This is a genomic window from Oceanibaculum nanhaiense (assembly GCF_002148795.1).
Taxonomy (GTDB): domain Bacteria; phylum Pseudomonadota; class Alphaproteobacteria; order Oceanibaculales; family Oceanibaculaceae; genus Oceanibaculum; species Oceanibaculum nanhaiense.
Genome location: NZ_MPOB01000001.1, coordinates 426,160 through 445,708, shown reverse-complemented (window position 1 = coordinate 445,708; position 19,549 = coordinate 426,160). Strand labels below are relative to the sequence as shown.

Genomic DNA, 19,549 nt, shown 5'->3' with positions numbered 1-19,549 from the left:
TTTTGCGTGCCTACTATTTCACCCGCACTTTGAATAGCCGCAGGAGGTGCAGGTATCGCAGCCCTCCTGCCGGATTAGGCTGGGCTGGGCGCATTTCGGGCATTGCCGCAGGCGCTGGTCGGCGATGCCCACCACCTTGCGTTCGGCGAGGTGGCCCTGGCGCTTCTCCTCCGGCTGCGGGATGAAGCCGATATCGATCAGGTGGCGCTCGATCACATCGCCGATGGCGGCCAGCAGCGAGGGCACGTAGCGCCCGCCCATCCACTGCCCGCCGCGCGGGTCGAATACGGCCTTCAGCTCCTCGACCAGGAAGGACACGTCGCCGCCGCGCCGGAACACCGCGCTGATCATCCGGGTCAGCGCCACGGTCCAGGCGAAATGCTCCATGTTCTTGGAGTTGATGAATATCTCGAAGGGCCGGCGGCGGCCATCCTGGATCACATCATTCACGGTGATGTAGAGCGCGTGCTCGCTTTCCGGCCAGTTGATCTTGTAGGTCTTGCCCGGCAATTCCTCCGGCCGGTTCAGCGGCTGCGTCATATAGATGACGGCGCCGGCCTCGAACTGGTCGGCCGGCCTTGCCTCCGGCTTGTCCAGCGCCAGCTCCGGCTGCTGCGTGCCCTCCACATTGTCCGGCTTCACCTGCAGCACCGCCCCGGTGATCTCGTTCGGCCGGTAGGTGGTGCAGCCCTTGCAGCCCATGTCATAGGCCATCTGGTAGACATTCTTGAACTGCTCGAACGGCAGATCGACCGGGATGTTGATGGTCTTGGAGATCGAACTGTCGATGTATTTCTGCACCGCCGCCTGCATCACCACATGGTCGCTGGGCGACAGCCGCTGGGCATCGACAAAGGCGTCGGGCAACCGCGCATTCTCCCCCTTCAGCCGGCGGTAGAGGCGCAGCGCGTAATCGGTCACCGCCTCTTCCTTGCGGCTGCCATCGGGCATCAGCACGGTGCGGGTATATTCGAAGCTGAACACCGGCTCCAGCCCGGACGACACATTATCGGCCAGGATGGAAATCGTGCCGGTCGGCGCGATCGAGGTCAGCAGGGAATTGCGGATGCCATGCGCGGCAATCGCTTCCTGCACATCCGCATCCAGTTCGCCGATGGTCTCTCCGGCCAGGTATTTCTCGCGATCGAACAGCGGGAAGGCGCCCTTCTCCTTCGCCAGCTCGACCGAGGCGAGATAGGCCGCGCGGCGGATCGCCGCCATCCATTTATCGGTCAGCGCCACCGCATCGGCGCTGCCATAGCGCGCGCCGCAGAAGATCAGCGCGTCGGCAAGGCCGGTGACGCCGAGGCCGATGCGCCGCTTCGCCAGCGCCTCCTGCTGCTGCTGCGGCAGCGGGAAGCGCGACACGTCGGTCACATTGTCCATCATGCGCACGGATGTCGCGACCAGCGCTTCCAGCCGGCCCATATCGATGGCGGCATCGGATTCGAATGGCCGGTCCACCAGCTTCGCTAGATTGATCGAGCCCAGCAGGCAGGCGCCATAGGGCGGCAGCGGCTGCTCGCCGCACGGGTTGGTGGCGGCGATGGTCTCGCAATAGTGCAGATTGTTGCGGTTGTTCACGCGGTCGATGAAGATCACGCCCGGCTCGGCATAGGCATAGGTCGCGCGCATGATGCTGTCCCACAGCGCGCGCGCCTCAACGGTGCGATAGACCGTGCCACCGAACACCAGATCCCAGGAGGAATCCTCCTTTACGGCCTGCATGAACGCATCGGTGACCAGCACCGACAGGTTGAACATGCGCAGGCGTCCCGCCTCCTGCTTGGCGGCGATAAAATTCTCGATGTCGGGATGGTCGCAGCGCATGGTCGCCATCATCGCGCCGCGCCGGTGGCCGGCACTCATGATGGTGCGGCACATCGCGTCCCACACATCCATGAAGGGCAGCGGGCCCGACGCATCCGCGCCGACGCCCTTCACCGCAGCACCCTTGGGCCGCAGCGTCGAGAAATCATAGCCGATGCCGCCGCCCTGCTGCATGGTCAGCGCGGCTTCCTTCAGATGCTCGAAGATGCCCGCCATATCGTCCGGGACCGTGCCCATGACGAAACAGTTGAACAGTGTGACGCTGCGCTCGGTACCGGCGCCGGCCAGGATGCGCCCGGCGGGCAGGAATTTGAAATCCTCCAGCGCCTCGTAGAAGCGGCCCTCCCACAGCGCCTGGTCACGCTCGGGCGCGGCCAGCGCGCTGGCGACACGCCGCCAGCTATCCTCCAATGTGCGGTCGAGCGGCGCGCCATCGGCCCGCTTCAACCGGTATTTCATGTCCCAGATCTGCTGCGAGATCGCCGCGATGCCCGCCATGAAACGCTCCAACGCCATCGAGAAGCCTGACAGTTTACCAGTCTGGCAGCGGCGGACAACAAATATGTTCCCGTTATGTTTCCACCGGACCGGGCCTGCCAAGCACCTTGTATCGCTTGCAGATCGGCCTTATCCCCGAAATTCACAAGGATAATTCTCAAGCTTCCGGGGATAAGCCTTCCGCCACCAGCCGGTCGGTCGCCTGTTCGATGGCGGTCTCGAGACCGGCCATGAAGCCGGCCCTGTCCATCCCCGGCGGGATCGCCGGCAGGAATTCCAGCTTGATGGTGCCGGGCCGCTTGCGAAAGGCGCGACGCCCCCAGAACAGGCCGGAATTCAACGCCACCGGCACCACCGGCAGGTCCAGCCCCCGGTACAGCGCCGCGATGCCCGGCTGATAGGGCAGGTGCGTGCCGGGCGCGGTGCGTGTGCCCTGCGGGAAGATCACCGGCACCATGCCGTCCGCGATGGCGCGCCGGGAATCCTCCAGCAGCAACCGCAGCGCCTTGGCGCCGGCCTTGCGATCGACCGCGATATGGCCGCCGCGGCGCGCATACCAGCCATAGAGCGGGATCGCCAGCAATTCCTTCTTCAGCACATAGGCGGGACGGTCAATCAGCAGGAAGAAGATGATGGTTTCCCAGGCCGACTGGTGCTTGGCGGCGATAACAAATGGCCCTTCCGGCAGGTTCTCCCGCCCGCTGACCTGGTAATCCGTGCCGATCAGCAGCCGCAGCAGCCCGATCACGCCCCAGGCCCAGAGCCGCTGCCCGGCGACGATCCAGCCCGCGGACGCGGCCAGCAGCGGAATACCGCCGATGCACAGCAGTGCGGTCCAGCCGAAGAACGCGATGTTGAACAGCAGCGAACGCAGCGCACTCATTGCCAACGCCTACCCTTTGATGAGAGCGGCCAGGGACAGGCGCAGATGCGCCATCAGGAACTTGTTGTATTCCGAGAAGATGAGCATGGCACTGCCCGGCCAGCGCCACCAATCCTCGCGATGGAAATCTTCCGGAAACACCGGATGCGGCACGATGTCGATATCCGGCATGGCGTCGCGGAACTCCAGCAGGCTGCGGCGCTGATGATAGTTCGCCGTCACCAGCCGCAGCGAGCGATACCCGCGCCCCTGCAGCCACACCGCCGTTTCCGCCGCGTTCCCCACCGTATTGTTAGCCGCATAGTCGATATCGATATGGGCATTCAGCGCTTCGGTCCATTCCGGCATCAGGCGCAGCAGCGCCTCGCGCGTCACCCCCGGATTGACGCCGGACACCAGCAGCCGGTCCGCCAGCCCGGCCTGCAGCAGGCGCAGGCCGACCTCCAGCCGCAGGCTGCCGCCGGTCAGCACGACGATGGCGTCGGTCCGCTGCTCGCCATCCTCGACGCTGCGCGGGATGCTGGCGGCGTAGTTGAAGAACCCGCCAACCCAGACGGCAAGAAACAGCGCCAGCGCCGGCAGCACCAGCCGCCAGCGCCGCGGCGGCGGCCCGGGTCGATGGAAGATACGGCGGCGCGCGGACATGGAAAGCGCCCCTTATACCAGCCGGGAGAGGGCGCGCATCACGGCCAGCCGCGTCGCCAGCACCGCCAGCACGATCGCCCCGACCGGCACGGCGGCCAGCGCCGCCCAGTCCAGCGGCTGCAGAATCTGCCAGATATCGGCCGGCAGGAACCCTTCGGCTGCCAGCCCCTCGGCGCCGCCGGTCGCCAGCACGGCGATGCCCAGCAGCAGGGCAAGCGCGAACAGCGCCCCCGGGATGCTGCCGCGCAGGCTGAGAGTCAGCGCATGGCGGGCGAATTGCTGCGCGATATAGCTGTCGCGCGCGCCGACCAGATGCAGCACGTCGATCACCTCGCGGTGGATGGCAAGGCCGGTGCGCACCGCGAACACCACGGCCAGCACCGCCGTCAGCGCGACCAGCAGCACCGCCGTCGCCGCCACCAGCTCCACCGACCGCGCCACCCGCACCAGATCGCCCAGCCAGCGGCCATGATCGTCCAGCACGATGCCGGGCGCGATCCCGGCCAGCCTTGTTTCCAGCGCCGCGAAATCCAGCCGCGCGCCGGGCCGCAGCGCCACATCGATCAGGCGCGGCAAGGGCAGTTCGTCGATGATCTGGCCGCTGCCGAGCCAGGGCTCCAGCAGGGCGCGGCTCTGGTCGATGGACAACGGTTCGGCACGCGCGATGCCGGGCGTGCCGCGCAGGATCTGCAACACCTCGGCCAGCTGGGCCTGCGGGTCCGTCTCGCCGAAGGGCGGCGGCACCTGCACGGTCAGCGTACCGGCCAACGCAGAGCGCCAGCGCTGCGTCACATCCTGCGCCAGCAGCAGGCCGGCGACCGACAGCGTGGCCAGGAACACCATCACGCCGATGATCCAGGGCAGGAAGCGGCTGGTCGCGTCGCCCTTGAGCGGCAGGTCGGAATGGCGCCGGAAGATCATCCGAACCTCAGGCGACAGCGCTGTCGATGCCCGGCCGGGACAACCGCCCGTCGCGCAGATCGAGCCGGGGATAGCTGAACCGGTCCACCAGCATGTTGTTGTGGGTGGCAATCAGCACGGTGGTGCCCATGCGGTTCAACTCCTCGAACAGGAACAGCAGGCGCATGGCGATCTGGTCGTCGACATTGCCGGTGGGCTCGTCGGCCAGCAGCAGTTTCGGCCGGCCGATCACCGCGCGGGCGATGGCGACACGCTGCTGCTGCCCGCCCGACAAGGTGGCCGGCAACGCGTTCATATGATCGCCGAGACCGACCCAATCCAGCAATTCCGGCACATGGCGGCGGATCAGGCTCTGCTTTGCCCCGGCGATACGCAAGGGCAGCGCCACATTGTCCAGCGCCGTCAGATGGCCCAGCAGCCGGAAATCCTGGAACACCACGCCGATCCGCCGGCGCAGATCAGGCTGTTCCCGGCGTGGAATGCCGGCGACATCGCGGTCGAACAGGCGGATGCGCCCGGAGGAAGGCTTCAGCGCCAGATAGATCAGCTTCAGCAAGGTCGATTTGCCGGCACCGCTCGGCCCGGTGAGAAAATGGAAGGATCCAGGCGGCAGCGTAAAGCCGATATTCTCCAGTACGGCTGGCCCGTCGCGAAACCGCATCCCGACATTTTCGAACCGAACCACGGAACCGATAACCTTTCCTGATGCCGCTGGCCTGGCGGACGAAATCGCCCGCTCCGGTGCCAGTCAATGACCGCGGGCAAGATGGCACAGCCGGCGGCCCAGCGTCCAGCCGCGCGCCGCGTTCCCGCCGCGCTCTGATGGACAGGCGACTCCGGTCATGAGAGCCTCGCTTGCCACCGATGCGACGGGCAGGCTAAAAGCTAGACCATGATACGGTGGTCCACACAATGATCCTGTCCTGTCCAGAATGTTCCGCGCGCTACGCGATCAGCGATGCGCAGCTGGGGCCGGCTGGCCGCAAGGTCCGCTGCAATGAGTGCGGCCATGTCTGGTTTCAGGAACCGGTTGCGGAAACCAGCCGCCCGTCGGCCATCAAGGAGTCGGCCGCCAAACGGAAGGCCGCCCAGGAGAAGCCTGCCCAGCGGGAGGCCTCCGACATGCCGGAGGTCGAGGCGCCGCCGCATCCGTTCGATCAGTATCAGGACGATAACGCCGAAGAAGCGGCCGCGCCCGATGAGGATGCCGGCTGGCCAGATGACGCGGCGCAAGCCGCTCCATTCCCGGAGGAAGAGGAGGAGCGGCCGCGCATTCCGCGCCTGCCGCGCCTGCCGCTGGAGCAGAAGAAGCCGCGCAGCGGCCGCCTTGCCTGGATTTTACTGCTGTTGCTGACGGTCGGGCTGGCCGCCGGCATTTTCTTTGGCCGGGCGCAGATCGTCGCGGCCTGGCCGCCCGCCGCCCTGCTGTATGAGAAGATCGGCCATCCCGCCCCGGTGCCGGGCGAAGGGCTGCTGATCCGAAACATCCGCGTCGAGCGGCTGATGGAGGGCAGCACGATGATTCTGGTGGTGCAGGGCGAGGTGGTGAACCTGACCGACGAGCCGGCGATCATACCGCCGATGAAGGCCCAGCTGCGCGACCTGGAGCGCAAGGAGCTGCAGGACTGGGAGTTCGAGGCGAACCGGCTGGATCTGTCGCCCGGCGAGATCGCCGCCTTCCGCACCGAATTCGTGAACCCGGCGGGCGAAGCGGCGGATCTGGTCGTGACCTTCAGCGCCCAGCCCAGGAGCTGAATCCCACCCCCAGGTTAGGGTCCCCGGGCCAGGTTGCTGAAGCCGGCGTTCCGCTTAGCGCTTTTTCTCGATCAGCTGGGCGATCTTCTGGTTGAGGTCCGGGTCACGCTGGGCGGCTGCCGTGATCGAGTTGTACTCCTCAACCGACAGCCCCTCCTTCTGCACCGCCTCAATCATCTCGGTGCGTGCCTCGCGCTGCGCCTCCATCGCCTTTTCCTGGCTTTCGGCGGCCCGAATCTCCGGCTCCCAGCGCACCCGGATGTCGTAAATCTTAACGGCGGCATCGGCATAGGAATCGAGCTGGCTCTCGTCGATCTTCGGCATCTCCTGCTGCTGTGCCGGTGCCTGGCTCTGCGCCATCGCGGCGACCGGCGCCACGGCAAGCATGAGTGCCGGCAAAAGGGTCGTCAGGATACGCTTGTTCATGTCGTCCTCTCCATCATTGGATTCTGGGTCGGCTCCGCCGGCAAGCATGCCGGCTTCATGGGAGTGGACGGGCGAACGCGACCATTATTCCAAAAAAAGCCCCGCCGGATGGCGGGGCCTCAAGGTCAACAGGAACCAACAGGGAGGCTCACAAGAAGGTGATGGGGTCCACCTTCAGAACCATGGACGACGCAAAGCTGCCAATATTCCATCGTCCGGTAGATTCTCACGCCGCCCCTTCGTCCCGTGCGCGCGGTGCCGCGCCATCCGGGCGGTTTGCGGGGTTGGGGGCGATCGACGGCGCCGTGGGTGCGGCGGGAATCGCCGGCGGCTGTATCGTCTCGACAGGTTGCGCGGGACGCAGGCCGCCAGCCGGGTCAGGCAGCGTCTTGGGCATGACCGTCGGCCGCTTTGCCGCACCGGCAGCACCATCAAGCGTGCCGGCGATGGCCATCATCGCGTCACGGCCAACCGTGCCCACCAGACTGTAGGACAGGCCATCCTTGCGCCAGGCAAGCACGGAGCGCCCATCCGGATAGATCGCCCGCAGCGGCGTATCGCCGGCGGCCTCCGTTCCGACATACAGGCTGACCCATCGGCCATCTGCCCGCTCATAGGACAGATGATGCGTAACCGCCGCTGCGGCGCTGCCCAGCTGCCGTTCGCCGGTAAGCCGCAAACCGAGGGCGGACAGATCGGGCGGGCGGAAGCCCGCAGGGGACACCCGCAGGGCACCGCCCGCCGGCATGATGCCAGCCACCTTCTCCGCTGGTGCCGGAAATTGCTGCATGAAGGCAGTGACGGGACCGACCGGCGCGCGGCTGCGATACTCGGCCAGGGCAAAGCCGCCGGCAAACGCGACCAGGGCGACGGACGCCGCCAGGGCGGCCGCCCCCCAGGCTTTCCTGCTCGGCCGGCGCGGCGCGCCAGCCTTCCGCAATTCCGATTCGAGGTCGGCGATGACCGGATCCAGCGGCTCGGCCAGGTGGCGGTCGAACAGCGCGTGCAGCGCCTCGTTCTGTGCGCGATAGGCCGCCGCCTTCGCCGCCATCTCCGGGTCGCGTTCGAGGCGCGCCTCGACGGCAAGCCGCTGCGGCTCGGCCAGGCTGCCATCGACATAGGCCAGCAGCATCGCCTCGGTGATCAGCGGCGTGGTGTTGATTCCGGTGTGCTCATTCTTCATCACGTCATCCTGCGCAGATTGGTGACCGCACTCTCCTCCATCAGGTCCCGAAGCGCCTTGCGGGCACGGCTGAGGCGCGACATGACGGTACCCGGCGCGATGTCCAGGATCTCCGCCACCTCCTGATAGCTCGCCCCTTCCAGCGCCACCAGCAGCAGCACGGCGCGCTGCTGCTCCGGCAGCGCATCGATGGCCAATGCCAGCTCCGCATGGCGCAGACGGGCGGGTTGCTCCGCCGGGCGGGACAGCCGGTGCTCAACCGCTTCCAGCGGCATCTGCGGGCCGCGCCGGGCATTCCGCGCCAGCAGATCGACGCGCAGATTGTGCAGGATGCTGAACAGATAGGTCCGCGCATTCCGCACTTCCGCACCCTCCTCGATCCTGGCCAGCGCCCGCACCAGGCTCTCCTGCACCAGATCGTCCGCTTCCGACGGATCGCCGGTCAGGGCAATCGCGTAACGCCGGAGACTGCGGACATGTTCCGCCAGATCCGCCCCGCCAGCATATTCCCCGCCCGGTTTCCGGGCATTTTCCATCCAGCTTTTCATGCCGCAAGGCTGTGCGGCAACTGCGCCTGGACAGGGGCACAAATGAGCCAGAAAAGTGGCAATCGCCGGTATAGACGCAAAACCCGCCGGATTATTCCGGATCAATAAGAGTCAGGCGATCGCACTCTACCGCCCGAGCGCCATGGTTGAAGGCAGCCACAGCGCCAGTTCCGGGAAGAACAGCACCAGGAACAGCGTCACCAGCATGATCGCGACATAGGGCAGCACGCCGCGCACGATGGGGCCCATGGCGCCGCCGGTGATGCCCTTGATGACGAACAGATTCATCCCGACCGGCGGGGTGATCAGCGCCAGCTCCAGATTGATCGTCAGCAGCACGCCGTACCAGACCGGGTTGATCTCCAGCAGCAGCATCACCGGCAGCACGATAGGCGTGGTGATGAGGATGATGGAGATGGTCTCCAGGAACATGCCCAGCAGGAAGATCATCGCCATCACCGCCAGCATGAAGGTGATCGGCCCGATGCCCAGCGCCGTGGTCAGCTCGACCAGCTGGCGCGGCAGGCCCAGCACGGCGATGACATGGCCGAACATGGCGGCGGCGGCCAGGATCATGAACAGCATGCCGGTGGTTCCCACCGAATCGCGCGCCGCGTCGTAGAGATCGGCGAGGCTGAGCCGGTTATAGGCAAAGCGCGCGATCAGGATCGCCGCGATGGCGCCGACGGCGGCCGCCTCGGTCGCGGTGAACACGCCCGCATACATGCCGCCCAGCACGATGGGCGGCAGCAGCAGCGCCCAGAAGCCGCGCCGCAGGCTGGGCCAGATTTCGGCCCAGTTGGCGCGCGCCGGGCGTTCCGTCTGCCCGGTGAACAGGCTGTGCAGCACGCAATAGAGCGAGAACAGCAGCGCCATCAGCGCGCCGGGGATGATGCCGGCGACGAACAGCGCGCCGATCGAGGTGTCGGACACCACGCCGTACAGCACCATCGGCCCGGAGGGCGGAATCAGGATGCCCAGCGTGCCGCCGGCGGCCAGCACGCCATAGGCGGCGTGCGGCTTGTAGCCATAGCGCAGCATCTGCGGGATCGCCGCCGTTCCGATGGTCAGCGCGGTGGCAACGGAAGAGCCGCTGATCGCGGCGAATATGGTGCAGGCCATCACCGTGGCGACGCCAAGCCCGCCCGGCCAGTGCCGCACCAGCGTGTGCGCCAGCGCGTAGAGATCGTCCACCACACGGGCCTTGATCATCACATGCGCCATGAAGGCGAACAGCGGGATCGCCACCAGCAGATAATTCGACAGCTTGGCGAACACCTCGTCCGCCAGCCCGGCCACGCGCCCCTCGACCACCAGCAACAGGCCGATGGAGGCCAGCGACATGCCGGCGAACAGGGGTATGCCGGTCAGCAGGATCGCCAGCAGGCCGATCAGGATCCAGGCGAGCATCATGGCCGATGCGCCCCTTTGCCCTGTGTTACCTCAAGCCCGGTCAGCAGGCGCAGCAGCCGGTTCAGCGCGGCGAGGCCGAGCAGCGCGAAACCCAGCGGCAATGTGGCCTGCGGCAGCCACATCGGCATCGCCAGATAGCCTTCCGACTTGATCCCCATATCGGCCGAGAACGCCGCCATGTCCCAGCCCGAGACGACCAGCACGCCGGCCACCACGATCACCGCCACCAAGCCGGCGACATCGACCCAGTAACCGGCGCGCGGCCCCAGCCGCCCGACCAGCAGGTCGATGGAGATATGCTCGCCCCGGCGCAGCACCTCGGCAATCGCCAGCATGACCACCAGCACGATGAGGTAGCTCGCCAGTTCGTCAGCCCAGACCTGCGGCTGGTTGAACAGGTAACGCAGTGCGACGGCGTAGCCGATGATCCCGGTGATCACCAGCATCAGCAGTGCCGCCAGCGCCGTCGCCAGCGCCGACAGCGCGCCGACCGCACGCTCCAGCAGGACCAGGAAAGATTTCATCAAAGGAAAAGCCTCGCATTCCGGGTACGGCCCCGCGCTGACGCCAGACACTGACGTCAGGCGGAGCCGTCCGGTGCCGCTCAGAGCTTGTTGACGAGGTCGATCAGCTTGCCGGCGTCAGGGGATGAGGCCTTGAAGGCCTCCATGACCGGCGGCTGCATGGTGGCGGTGAAAATCTTCACCTCTTCAGCTGACTGGATATGCAGCTTCATGCCCTTTTCCTTCAGCTTGGCGATGGACTCCTCGGCAGTCTTCTCGGTGATGCCGATGGAATCCTGCTCCGCCTGGGCTGACGCTTCCAGCACCGCCTTCTGCAGGTCGGGCGCCAGCTTGCCAAACCAGTCCGGGTTCACATAGATGTGGAAATAGACGGTGAAGAACGGCGCCACCGTGCCGAATTCCTGCACCTCGAAATATTTCCGGCTATAGGCCGCCGACACGTCGGTGAGGCCGGCATCGATCACCTTGGTCTGCAGCGCCTGATAGACCTCGGAGCCCGGCATCGAGGCCGGCGCGGCACCCGCCGCCACCAGACCGGCATCGACCAGCTTGTTCAGGCCGCGGATCTTTACGCCCTGGAAATCGTCCAGCTTCACCAGCGGCTTGCCCGACGAGGTGAAGATCGACTGCCGCGTGGTGTAGAGCCAGGCGACGTTGCGCACGCCCTTTTCCAGCAGCTTGGCTTCCAGCAGCTTCGCCGCCTCGGAGCCGGGGAACTTCTTGATGCGCGCCAGGTCGGTCATGAAATAGGGAATGGTGACGACGTTCATTTCCGGGATCGTGTTGCCCCACTGGAAATTCACCGCCATCGCCGCCTCGACCTGGCCGCGCGCGACCGCCGGATGGTTCTGGTTGGGCTTGAAGGCCTGGGCCGAGCCCAGCACCTCGACATCGATCTTGCCGCCCGAGCGCTTCTCGATATCGGCCGCCCAGCTTTCAACCAGCTTGCCGATATGGTGGGCCGGCGGCAGCTGGTGGCTGATGCGCATCTTCTCCTGCGCCATGGCCGAGCCGACCAGGGGGCCGGCCAGGGCGATGCTGCCGGCCAGCAGGGCCAGCGCCGCGTAACGGGTGATCTTCATGATGGGGGTCCCTCCTTTTGTTGTCGTGACGCTTATTCCGCCGCCCGGTTCTTGCCGCCAGCCTTACCGGCATTCTTGCGCCGGGCCAGCAGATCGCGGGCGGAGTCCTGATAGCCGGCTTCTTTGCGACGGAGATCGCCGAGGCCAACCAGTTCGTTGAAAGTCTCGAAGCTGTACATCCGGTCATACAGCGCCGTCGCCACGCTGGTGGTGCGGATTTCACCCAGCACCGCCTCCAGCGCGTGGGCTACCGCATAGGTCGCCGCCGTCGGGAAGGCGACCGTGGCGTAGCCGATCTCCTGCAGCAGTTCGGCCTTCAGCACCGGCGACAGCCCGCCATCCAGATTGTTGGCGAGGCACGGCCCGTCGATCTCCGCGCAGATGCGGCGCATCTGGTCCTGATTCTCCGGTGCCTCGACGAACAGCAGATCGGCGCCGGCCTCGCGCGCCGCCTGGGCGCGCTCAATGGCCTCGTCGATGCCGTGAACAGCCAGCGCGTCGGTGCGCGCCATGATGACGAGGTCGGGGTCGGTGCGGGCATCCAGCGCCGCCTTCAGCTTGGCCAGAAATTCCTCCAGCGGCACCACATCCTTGCCGGCCATGTGGCCGCAGCGCTTCGGGAACACCTGATCCTCGATGAACAGGCCGGCAACACCGGCGCGCTCATAGGCCTTCACCGTGCGGCCGGTGTTGGTCACATTGCCATAGCCGGTATCGGCATCGGCGAAGACCGGCAGGTCAGTCGAATCGCACAGCCGGGCGTAGTAATCCGCCATCTCGGTCGCGGTCAGCTGCGAGGTGTCGGGCCGGCCGAGCAGCGTCGCAGTGGCGCTGTAACCGCCGCTGGTGATCGCCTCGAAGCCCAGCTTCTCCGCGATGCGCGCGCCCAGCGCATCATGCACGCCGGGCAAAAGCAGCAATTCCGGCGCCTCGATCAGGCGGCGAAACCGGGTGGTGCGGCGCATGGCCTCCTCCAGGATGTCGAGCAAAAAAACCTAGGTAGCGCCGAAGCCGGCGGGAGCGCAATAGGGCATACACGGCGCCGGCAGGGCGTTTTGTCATTGGCGATGACAAATTGCCGCGCTTATTCTTTTGGCAATCATCCGAAGCCCCCATCCGAGTCCAAGGGAAACCACCATGAACGATATCGCCTCCAACCAGCCCCGGATCGACGCCGAGGAGATCCTGCACGGCATCCGCCGCTGGGTGGAAGTCGAAAGCCCCTCGCATGACGCCGCCGCGGTCAACCGCATGGCCGATCTGGTCGAGGCCGACATGCGCGCCATTGGCGCCACTATCGAGCGCACGCCGGGCCGCGAGGGCTGGGGCGACATTCTGACGGCACGCACCCCCTGGGGCGGCGATGGTCCCGGTATCCTGGTGCTGAGCCATATCGACACCGTGCACCCGATGGGCTTCATCAAGGATGTGCTGCCGTTCAAGCAGGAGGACGACAAGGTGTTCGGCCCCGGCATCTACGACATGAAGGGCGGCGCCTACCTCGCCTACTACGCCTATCGCCATCTGGTGCGCAGCGGCAAGCAGACGCCCCTGCCGATCACCTTCATGTTCGTGCCGGAGGAAGAGGTCGGCAGCCCGACCTCGCAGAAGATCATCGAGCAGATGGCACTGAAGAACAAATATGTGCTGGTCACCGAGCCGGCACGCGATGGCGGCAAGATCGTCACCTCGCGCAAGGGCGTGCTGCATTTCGACGTGAAGTGCGAGGGCCGCCCCGCCCATGCCGGCGCGCAGCACCAGGACGGCCGCAGCGCCATCCGCGAGATGGCGAAGCAGATCATCCGCTTCGAGGAGCTGACCAATTACGAGACGGGCGTGACCTGCAATGTCGGGCTGGTCAGCGGCGGCAGCGGCGTGAATGTGGTGCCGCAATTCTGCACCGCCGAGGTGGACATGCGCGTGCCCACACCGGAACTGGCCGAGGAGATGACAAAGAAGATTCTCGGCTTCACCGCCTTCGATGCCGATGTGAAGGTGACCATCACCGGCGGCATCAACCGCCCGCCCTATGTGAAGGATGCAGGCATCACCAAGCTGTTCGACCACGCCAAGGCGCTGGCCGCCGAGATCGGCTTCGAGCTGGAGGATGTGAAGATCACCGGCGGCGGCAGCGACGGCAATTTCACCGCCGCCGTCGGCGTGCCGACGCTGGACGGTCTGGGTGTCGATGGGCGCGGCGCGCACACCGATTACGAGCAGGCCTATTACTCCTCCTTCGAGCCGCGCGCCAAGCTGATGCTGCGGCTGTTCGAAACCCTGGAGTAACGGGAACAGACGATGTCGGACGAGGCGCGCTGGGGCCGTTACTATGATGCGGTTACGGACCGGCCGCCCCGCCCGACATTGCTGCATGCTCTCGACCGGTTCGCGTTGGAGGGCATACCGGCAAAAGGCGGGCCGCCGCCCTTCGCGCTCGATCTCGGCTGCGGCGACGGGCGCGACACGCTGGAACTGCTGCGCCGCGGCTGGCGGGTGCTGGCGCTCGACGCGACGGCGGAGGCCATCGAGCGGCTGCTGGCCCGGCCCGATCTGCCCGACAAGCGGTTGCTGGAAACCCGCATCGAACGGTTCGAGGATTTTCTGCCGCCGGCCTGCGACCTCGTCAATGCCAGCTTCTCCCTGCCGCTGTGCGTTCCTGCGGATTTCCCCGCCCTTTGGGCGCGGCTGACTGCGGCAATTCGACCCGGCGGCCGTTTCGCCGGCCAGCTTTATGGCCCGCAGGATGACTGGGCCGGGCGCGGCATCACCATCCATGACCGGGCTGCCATCGACAGCCTATGTGCCGGATTCAGCGTCGAAAAGCTGGACGAGACCATCGAGGACGGCGTCACGGCCCTGGGCAAACCCAAGCGCTGGCACATTTTTCATCTGGTGCTGGCGAAACAACCTGCTTGCACTTTTAATTAAAAATTTATCATTCTTTGTTTAGCTGCCTCCCCTGCCATCGAAGCGTGGCTTTCGAAATCTGTTACAGAATGTGGTGTCGGTTTGTCGGAGAAGATTGATTTCAGCCAGATTCGGTTTCTGATCGTGGACCCGAATCCGCTCTCCACGGAACTGCTATACGACATCTTGCGGATGCTGGGTGCCATCGCCATCCGCAAGGTCGCCGACAGCAACAAGGCGCTGGCGGTCATCAAGGCCGGCGAGGTGGATGTGATGATCACCGAATGGATCGTCGAGCCGCTGTCCGGCATTGAGCTGATCGACACGGTGCGCAACACCATGCATTCGCCGAACCGGATGCTGCCGATCATCATGCTGACGGCGAATTCCGAGCCGGAATATGTGGTGGAGGCGCGCGACCGTGGCGTCACCGAATTCCTGGCCAAGCCTTTCACCGTGGATTCGCTCTACCGCCGGCTGGTGTCGGTGATCGCGCGGCCACGCCCCTTCGTGAATGCGGAGCAATATTTCGGGCCGGACCGGCGCCGCCGACAAGTGCCGCATGGCGGCCGCAACCGGCGCGCCGACTAGCACACAGACTTGCAGACCCAATCAGCAGACTAAGGTCGAACGAACATGGCGAAGGCCCAGATCATTCCGCCCTCGATGGATCTCCGCCGCCGCGCGGTGAACAGCAAGAAGGGCTTTTCGATCAATCCACAGCCCGAAGAGCTGAAGAAGATCGAGAAGGCCGTCCATCAGTCGGGCGACAAATTCATCGCCAGTGTCGCCGCCGCGCTGCGGTCGCTGCGGTCGGCACTCGCCGACGCCGAAAAGGACCCGGCGCGCTGGGACCCCCTGATGGTCGATATCCGCCGGCATGCCTTTGACATCAAGGGGCTCGGCGGCACCTTCGATTATCCGCTGCTGACCGAAATCGCCCGCTCGCTGCACGCCGTCGCCGGACGGATCGGCGACGCCAACCCGAAGCAGATGGCGATCATCCGCTGCCATATCGACGCGCTCTATGTCGTGCTGGCCCAACGTATCCAAGGCAGCGGCGGCAAGATCGAGCAGGAGTTGCTGGAGGCGTTCCGCCTGGCCATCGCGAAAAACTGGTAACCGACGGGAATCCGGGTCATTGGAGGAAGCGCTTGCGCGGGCAGCGATTCAAATCGAGAATGGCCGAAGAAAATGGCACGGCAGGCGTGGCCGGGATTACTTGCCTTGTGGCACGCCTTTTACGGCATGTCCCCGAAGGACATGTCCCTTGCGGGACACATCCTTCGGCGGCAGCGCAGGAGATAGGATGACACCCGAGAACAGCCAGGCCAACAGCGGCAACAGCCAGGCCAAAAACAGCCAGGACCGCCAGGCCCTGGGCATACTGGCCGAGACGGTCAGCGTGACGCTGGGCATGTCCAATATCGTCACCCGCGAGGTGCGCCGCGCCTATGAGAGCGGCCGCACCGTCGATCTGTTCACCGCCAAGGCCGCCTTCAACGCGCTGCCCGGCTGGCAGCGCCAGCAGATCGGCGACGCCGTCGAAGAACGCGCCTGGCAGTTCGTGCGCATTGCCCGCGCCAGCCAGCGCGACTGGCGCGACCTCGCCGACCGCGAGAAGACCATTATCTTCCCGCGCCTGCCGAACGGCATCCGGCCCAGGGATGCCGCCGCCACGGCAACCAGCCGCCCGGCCGCGCCCCGCGCCGCCAACCCGGCAGCGCCCCAGGGAAGCGGGACGCAGGGAAATGGCCAGTACGGCAGCAGCCAACCCACCTCCTTCAAGTCGGTCGGGCCGCAGACGCCGCTGAAACCCGCGCCGAAAAATCCCGTCCCAGGCCTGCCGCCCCGCCGACCTAGCTGAAACCGGGCCAAGCTGAAACCGGATCAGCCTTAACTCGGCCATGAATCGAAACTGAACTCGGCTGCTGAACGGCGCCTCGCTGGCCGGTTAATAACACGCGCACATATCGCTTTAATAATTCAGCCGGTGGCGTGGAAATTATCCGCCTCGTATCAACAGTCCGTATTCTCCGGGGCTGTCTTTTGTTGCCGATATCCGCGCCCAGGGGAATTTCACTTAGTACAGCGGCACTGACCTTTTGAAGCTTTCCCAGTGACTTTTTGTTTTTAAGTGCTTATTCTGACAGTACATTAACCTGCAGAGTGGGTTGGCTAAAATGGCCTCGCCCTTGTGGGCGATCGGTGCATGTGCAGGCCGATCCGAAGCTTCCGTTGCAGGGCAGGCGCGTAGACCCGTCGTCAGATTCGTCATAATAGGCTTTATATTTGGTTGATTCGGCATCATCTTTGTTGCATGAGGGGTGCCGAAGAAGGGAATCAGAGTATGCGCATCCAGAGCCAGCCGTCCGACCCCAAGATCGTTCAGTACTTCGCGAAGGAGTTCGCGCGGTTCCTGAATCGCGTCCACGGCGCCGGCAACGATATGCTGGGCTCTTTCCTCGTGGAGCAGGAGTGGGACCGCTACGCCGAGGATGCGAACGATCTGGTGAAGTCGCTGGAGATTGCCGGCTTCATGGTGACCCCGCGCGAGCTGACTGACCAGATGATCGCCCAGGCCGACCAGCAGCCCGGCGCGAACAAGCTGATGGGGCAGCGCGGCGCCGCCCTGTACATCAATGCCGTCCTGGGCGCGATGGCCAATGCCTGGATTCAGAGCCGCGACACGGATCTGCTGGTGAACATCATCTCGATGGCGCTGGCCCGCGCCTCCGCCCCCACCGGGCGCAAGGACATGGTCGATTCCTCCTACCGGCGCTTCGCCAAGACGGCGATCGAAATCATCACCGACCTGGAGCGGACCGGCTATCATATCATGCCGGACGAGGCCACGCCCTTCATGGTGTCGGCAGGTGTCGCCGAGACTGCCGAGCGCACCAGCGGCAGCAACCGGACGATCGGCGCCGACCCGGAATATGTAAAGAAGCTCTATCACAATGTCGTGAATGCACGGCCCGACGACTGCCGGCCGCGCGCTAAGTAATCATTGCCTTAAAACCTGACCGGCACATCCCGGCCAGGTAATCGCAAATCCCTCAGCTTTTCGGCTTGTAGGCTGACGCGAGGAACTGCACGGCGCTGCGATGGCGCGTGCTGGCTTCCGAGGGCGCTGTCAGCGGATTGCGCGTGGAAGTCATGGCCGGTGCCCGCTTGCCGCTCAGCGCCTCGGCAACAGCCTCCAGCGCCGCCTTCTCGGTAACCGGCGGAGACCGGCGACGGCGGCTGGCGCGATAGCCATCATCCTTGCCGGCCGCGCGCTGCACCGCCAGAAGCGACAGGCTGGGCAGCATCGGCTTTACCAGCGCCTGCAGCAATTCCTGATCTTCCAGGGCCCAGCCATGCAACAGCCTGGCCGCCAGGCTGGCATTGCCGTCGGCTTCCTTCAGCGCTTCCTGCGCCTTTTTCTTCAGATGCTCCCGACTCATGCCCGTTCCGCCCCCTCGCATCCACGCGTCGTCAAACACTGCGCTTTAACAATAGCATGATTTCCCCGGCCAGGAATCGCCCTGGAGGGGAATCAGCCCGGATGGAATTGATGATTCCGGTGTTCCGGCGGATGCGGAAGGCTGGGTTAAAAGGCGCTAGACCGGCATATAGCGGGCGCGGGCGCCGCGCTCGATGGCGGCGGCGACCAACCGGTCCACATGCAGCTTGTGGCGGAGCATCTCCAGCAGCCGCAACTCTTCCTGGCTTGCCTTGCCATCGCTGGCGGCAACGTCGCAGGCAACCGCATAGGCGGTCTCGCGCAGCTTTTCCGGCAGCGATTTGTGCACGAGGTCCAGCGCGGCATCGAGGCCATTGTCCTCCTGCAGCATGTCGGCGCAGCTGCTGGCGACGGACGGCAGATTATCCACCTCGAACTCCGTGAACACCGGCAGATGGGTGACGATGTCGCCGATGGTCTTGAATTCGGCGTCGGTCATGTCGCTGTCACTGGCGGACACCAGAACCATGACGTAGATCAGCGCGACCTGGGGAGAAATCATATCCGTCCTTTTTGCTTCAAGCATGCTGTGCCAACGGTTCTAGGGTGTAACATGGGATCGTGGCGCAAGCTAGGCAGCGCGGCGGCGAGAGGCAGACATGCGAGCAGGAATTCTCCTCCGTGTATGGGACCACCAGACGGGGCGAATCGCGCGGCTGGCCTCCGGCCTTGTGGATGCGCTGCTGCCGCCGCTCTGCCTGTCCTGCCGCGTGCCGGTGGACCGGCAAGGCACGCTGTGCGCCGAATGCTGGAAGCAGGTGGATTTCCTGGGCCCGCCGCACTGCGCCTGCTGCGGCCTGCCCTTCAGCTTCGAGATGCCGGAAGCCAGCCTGTGCGCCTCCTGCGTCGCCAGCCCGCCGCCCTACAGGCGGCTGCGCGCCGCGACACGCTACAGCGACATCAGCCGGCGCCTGATCCTGGGCTACAAGCATGGCGACCAGCTGCACATGACCCCGGCGCTGGCCGGCTGGCTGGACCGCGCCGGCGCGGAACTGCTGGATGATGCCGATCTGATCGTGCCGGTGCCGCTGCACCGCTGGCGGCTGCTCGGCCGGCGCTACAACCAGGCGGCCTTGCTGGCACTGGCGCTTGGCCAGAGGCGGGGCCTGGCGGTCGCCACCGATGCGCTGCTGCGCACCCGGCGCACCCGCAGCCAGGGCGGCTTGCGCCGCCGTCAGCGCCTGACCAATCTGGCCGGTGCGATCATTGTGCCGGAGGCACGGCGTGCCCTGGTGGCCGGGCGGCGCGTGCTGCTGATCGACGATGTGGTGACAACGGGGGCGACGGTGGAGGCCTGCAGCCGGGCGCTGCTGAAGGCCGGCGCGGCGCAGGTCGGGGTGCTGGCACTGGCCCGGGTCTTCACGGCTGAGAATTAGCGACCATCTATAGAAGAATAGGCTGCGCTGCGCCGCCGCCCGGCGTTATG

The 19,549-nt window shown here is 65.6% G+C and carries 22 protein-coding genes; 8 read left to right on the top strand and 14 right to left on the bottom strand.

Annotated elements, in window-relative coordinates:
• Window positions 1-18: 18 nt before the first annotated feature.
• The 5 genes from BKM74_RS02150 to ftsE all read right to left on the bottom strand — a co-directional run bounded on the left by BKM74_RS02150 (window position 19) and on the right by ftsE (window position 5,462).
• Window positions 19-2,328, bottom strand: coding sequence for an adenosylcobalamin-dependent ribonucleoside-diphosphate reductase (locus tag BKM74_RS02150; RefSeq protein WP_086464035.1), 2,310 nt, complete (start codon window positions 2,326-2,328; stop codon window positions 19-21).
• Between the two features lie 157 nt (window positions 2,329-2,485).
• Window positions 2,486-3,211: a lysophospholipid acyltransferase family protein gene (locus BKM74_RS02145; RefSeq protein ID WP_086464034.1), complete on the bottom strand. Its 726-nt coding sequence runs from the start codon at window positions 3,209-3,211 to the stop codon at window positions 2,486-2,488.
• A 9-nt stretch (window positions 3,212-3,220) separates the two neighbouring features.
• Window positions 3,221-3,856: a YdcF family protein gene (locus tag BKM74_RS02140; RefSeq protein WP_245825749.1), complete on the bottom strand. Its 636-nt coding sequence runs from the start codon at window positions 3,854-3,856 to the stop codon at window positions 3,221-3,223.
• A gap of 12 nt (window positions 3,857-3,868) precedes the next feature.
• Window positions 3,869-4,777, bottom strand: coding sequence for a cell division protein FtsX (locus BKM74_RS02135; protein WP_086464033.1), 909 nt, complete (start codon window positions 4,775-4,777; stop codon window positions 3,869-3,871).
• Window positions 4,778-4,784: 7 nt separating this feature from the next.
• Window positions 4,785-5,462: a cell division ATP-binding protein FtsE gene (ftsE, locus tag BKM74_RS02130; protein ID WP_086464032.1), complete on the bottom strand. Its 678-nt coding sequence runs from the start codon at window positions 5,460-5,462 to the stop codon at window positions 4,785-4,787.
• Between the two features lie 227 nt (window positions 5,463-5,689).
• Here ftsE and BKM74_RS18910 point away from each other — a divergent pair, with 227 nt between their 5' ends.
• Window positions 5,690-6,532, top strand: a complete 843-nt coding sequence (locus tag BKM74_RS18910; RefSeq protein ID WP_086464031.1) for a DUF3426 domain-containing protein — start codon at window positions 5,690-5,692, stop codon at window positions 6,530-6,532.
• Between the two features lie 54 nt (window positions 6,533-6,586).
• Here the strand turns inward: BKM74_RS18910 and BKM74_RS02120 are convergent, their stop codons facing one another.
• The 7 genes from BKM74_RS02120 to BKM74_RS02090 form a co-directional block, all read right to left on the bottom strand.
• Window positions 6,587-6,958, bottom strand: coding sequence for a DUF4168 domain-containing protein (locus BKM74_RS02120; RefSeq protein WP_176342341.1), 372 nt, complete (start codon window positions 6,956-6,958; stop codon window positions 6,587-6,589).
• Window positions 6,959-7,184: 226 nt separating this feature from the next.
• Window positions 7,185-8,141, bottom strand: a complete 957-nt coding sequence (locus BKM74_RS02115) for an anti-sigma factor family protein (RefSeq protein ID WP_086464029.1) — start codon at window positions 8,139-8,141, stop codon at window positions 7,185-7,187.
• Entirely contained in the window at window positions 8,141-8,677 is a 537-nt protein-coding gene (locus tag BKM74_RS02110; RefSeq protein ID WP_086464028.1) for an RNA polymerase sigma factor, read from the bottom strand. The genes BKM74_RS02115 and BKM74_RS02110 overlap by 1 nt, the downstream gene beginning before the upstream one ends.
• Window positions 8,678-8,815: 138 nt before the next feature.
• On the bottom strand, window positions 8,816-10,102 hold the full coding sequence (locus BKM74_RS02105; protein ID WP_086464027.1) for a TRAP transporter large permease: 1,287 nt from the start codon (window positions 10,100-10,102) through the stop codon (window positions 8,816-8,818).
• On the bottom strand, window positions 10,099-10,626 hold the full coding sequence (locus BKM74_RS02100; protein ID WP_086464026.1) for a TRAP transporter small permease: 528 nt from the start codon (window positions 10,624-10,626) through the stop codon (window positions 10,099-10,101). The genes BKM74_RS02105 and BKM74_RS02100 overlap by 4 nt, the downstream gene beginning before the upstream one ends.
• 80 nt (window positions 10,627-10,706) lie before the next feature.
• The gene (locus BKM74_RS02095) at window positions 10,707-11,708 is read right to left on the bottom strand and encodes a TRAP transporter substrate-binding protein (RefSeq protein WP_086464025.1); all 1,002 of its coding nucleotides are present in this window, start codon (window positions 11,706-11,708) and stop codon (window positions 10,707-10,709) included.
• A gap of 32 nt (window positions 11,709-11,740) precedes the next feature.
• On the bottom strand, window positions 11,741-12,673 hold the full coding sequence (locus tag BKM74_RS02090) for an isocitrate lyase/PEP mutase family protein (RefSeq protein WP_176342340.1): 933 nt from the start codon (window positions 12,671-12,673) through the stop codon (window positions 11,741-11,743).
• A gap of 172 nt (window positions 12,674-12,845) precedes the next feature.
• Between BKM74_RS02090 and BKM74_RS02085 the strand changes: the two genes are divergently transcribed.
• The 6 genes from BKM74_RS02085 to BKM74_RS02060 all read left to right on the top strand — a co-directional run bounded on the left by BKM74_RS02085 (window position 12,846) and on the right by BKM74_RS02060 (window position 17,622).
• Window positions 12,846-13,994, top strand: coding sequence for a M20 family metallopeptidase (locus BKM74_RS02085; protein WP_086464024.1), 1,149 nt, complete (start codon window positions 12,846-12,848; stop codon window positions 13,992-13,994).
• A gap of 12 nt (window positions 13,995-14,006) precedes the next feature.
• Window positions 14,007-14,636, top strand: a complete 630-nt coding sequence (locus BKM74_RS02080; RefSeq protein WP_086464023.1) for a class I SAM-dependent methyltransferase — start codon at window positions 14,007-14,009, stop codon at window positions 14,634-14,636.
• An 81-nt stretch (window positions 14,637-14,717) separates the two neighbouring features.
• On the top strand, window positions 14,718-15,206 hold the full coding sequence (locus BKM74_RS02075; RefSeq protein ID WP_086464022.1) for a response regulator: 489 nt from the start codon (window positions 14,718-14,720) through the stop codon (window positions 15,204-15,206).
• 45 nt (window positions 15,207-15,251) lie between these two features.
• Window positions 15,252-15,737, top strand: coding sequence for a hypothetical protein (locus tag BKM74_RS02070; protein ID WP_086464021.1), 486 nt, complete (start codon window positions 15,252-15,254; stop codon window positions 15,735-15,737).
• Window positions 15,738-15,924: 187 nt separating this feature from the next.
• Window positions 15,925-16,482, top strand: a complete 558-nt coding sequence (locus BKM74_RS02065; RefSeq protein WP_086464020.1) for a hypothetical protein — start codon at window positions 15,925-15,927, stop codon at window positions 16,480-16,482.
• Window positions 16,483-16,965: 483 nt separating this feature from the next.
• A complete protein-coding gene (locus BKM74_RS02060) occupies window positions 16,966-17,622 on the top strand; it encodes a hypothetical protein (protein WP_086464019.1) in 657 nt (218 codons plus the stop codon).
• A gap of 52 nt (window positions 17,623-17,674) precedes the next feature.
• On the opposite strand, the gene BKM74_RS02055 is transcribed toward BKM74_RS02060, so the two are convergent.
• Both BKM74_RS02055 and BKM74_RS02050 read right to left on the bottom strand, forming a co-directional pair.
• Complete coding sequence (locus BKM74_RS02055; protein ID WP_086464018.1) at window positions 17,675-18,064, bottom strand: hypothetical protein; 390 nt, start codon at window positions 18,062-18,064, stop codon at window positions 17,675-17,677.
• Between the two features lie 156 nt (window positions 18,065-18,220).
• The gene (locus BKM74_RS02050; RefSeq protein WP_086464017.1) at window positions 18,221-18,625 is read right to left on the bottom strand and encodes a tellurite resistance TerB family protein; all 405 of its coding nucleotides are present in this window, start codon (window positions 18,623-18,625) and stop codon (window positions 18,221-18,223) included.
• 97 nt (window positions 18,626-18,722) lie between these two features.
• On the opposite strand from BKM74_RS02050, the gene BKM74_RS02045 reads away from it, so the two are divergent.
• On the top strand, window positions 18,723-19,499 hold the full coding sequence (locus BKM74_RS02045; RefSeq protein WP_086464016.1) for a ComF family protein: 777 nt from the start codon (window positions 18,723-18,725) through the stop codon (window positions 19,497-19,499).
• Window positions 19,500-19,549 lie beyond the last annotated feature (50 nt).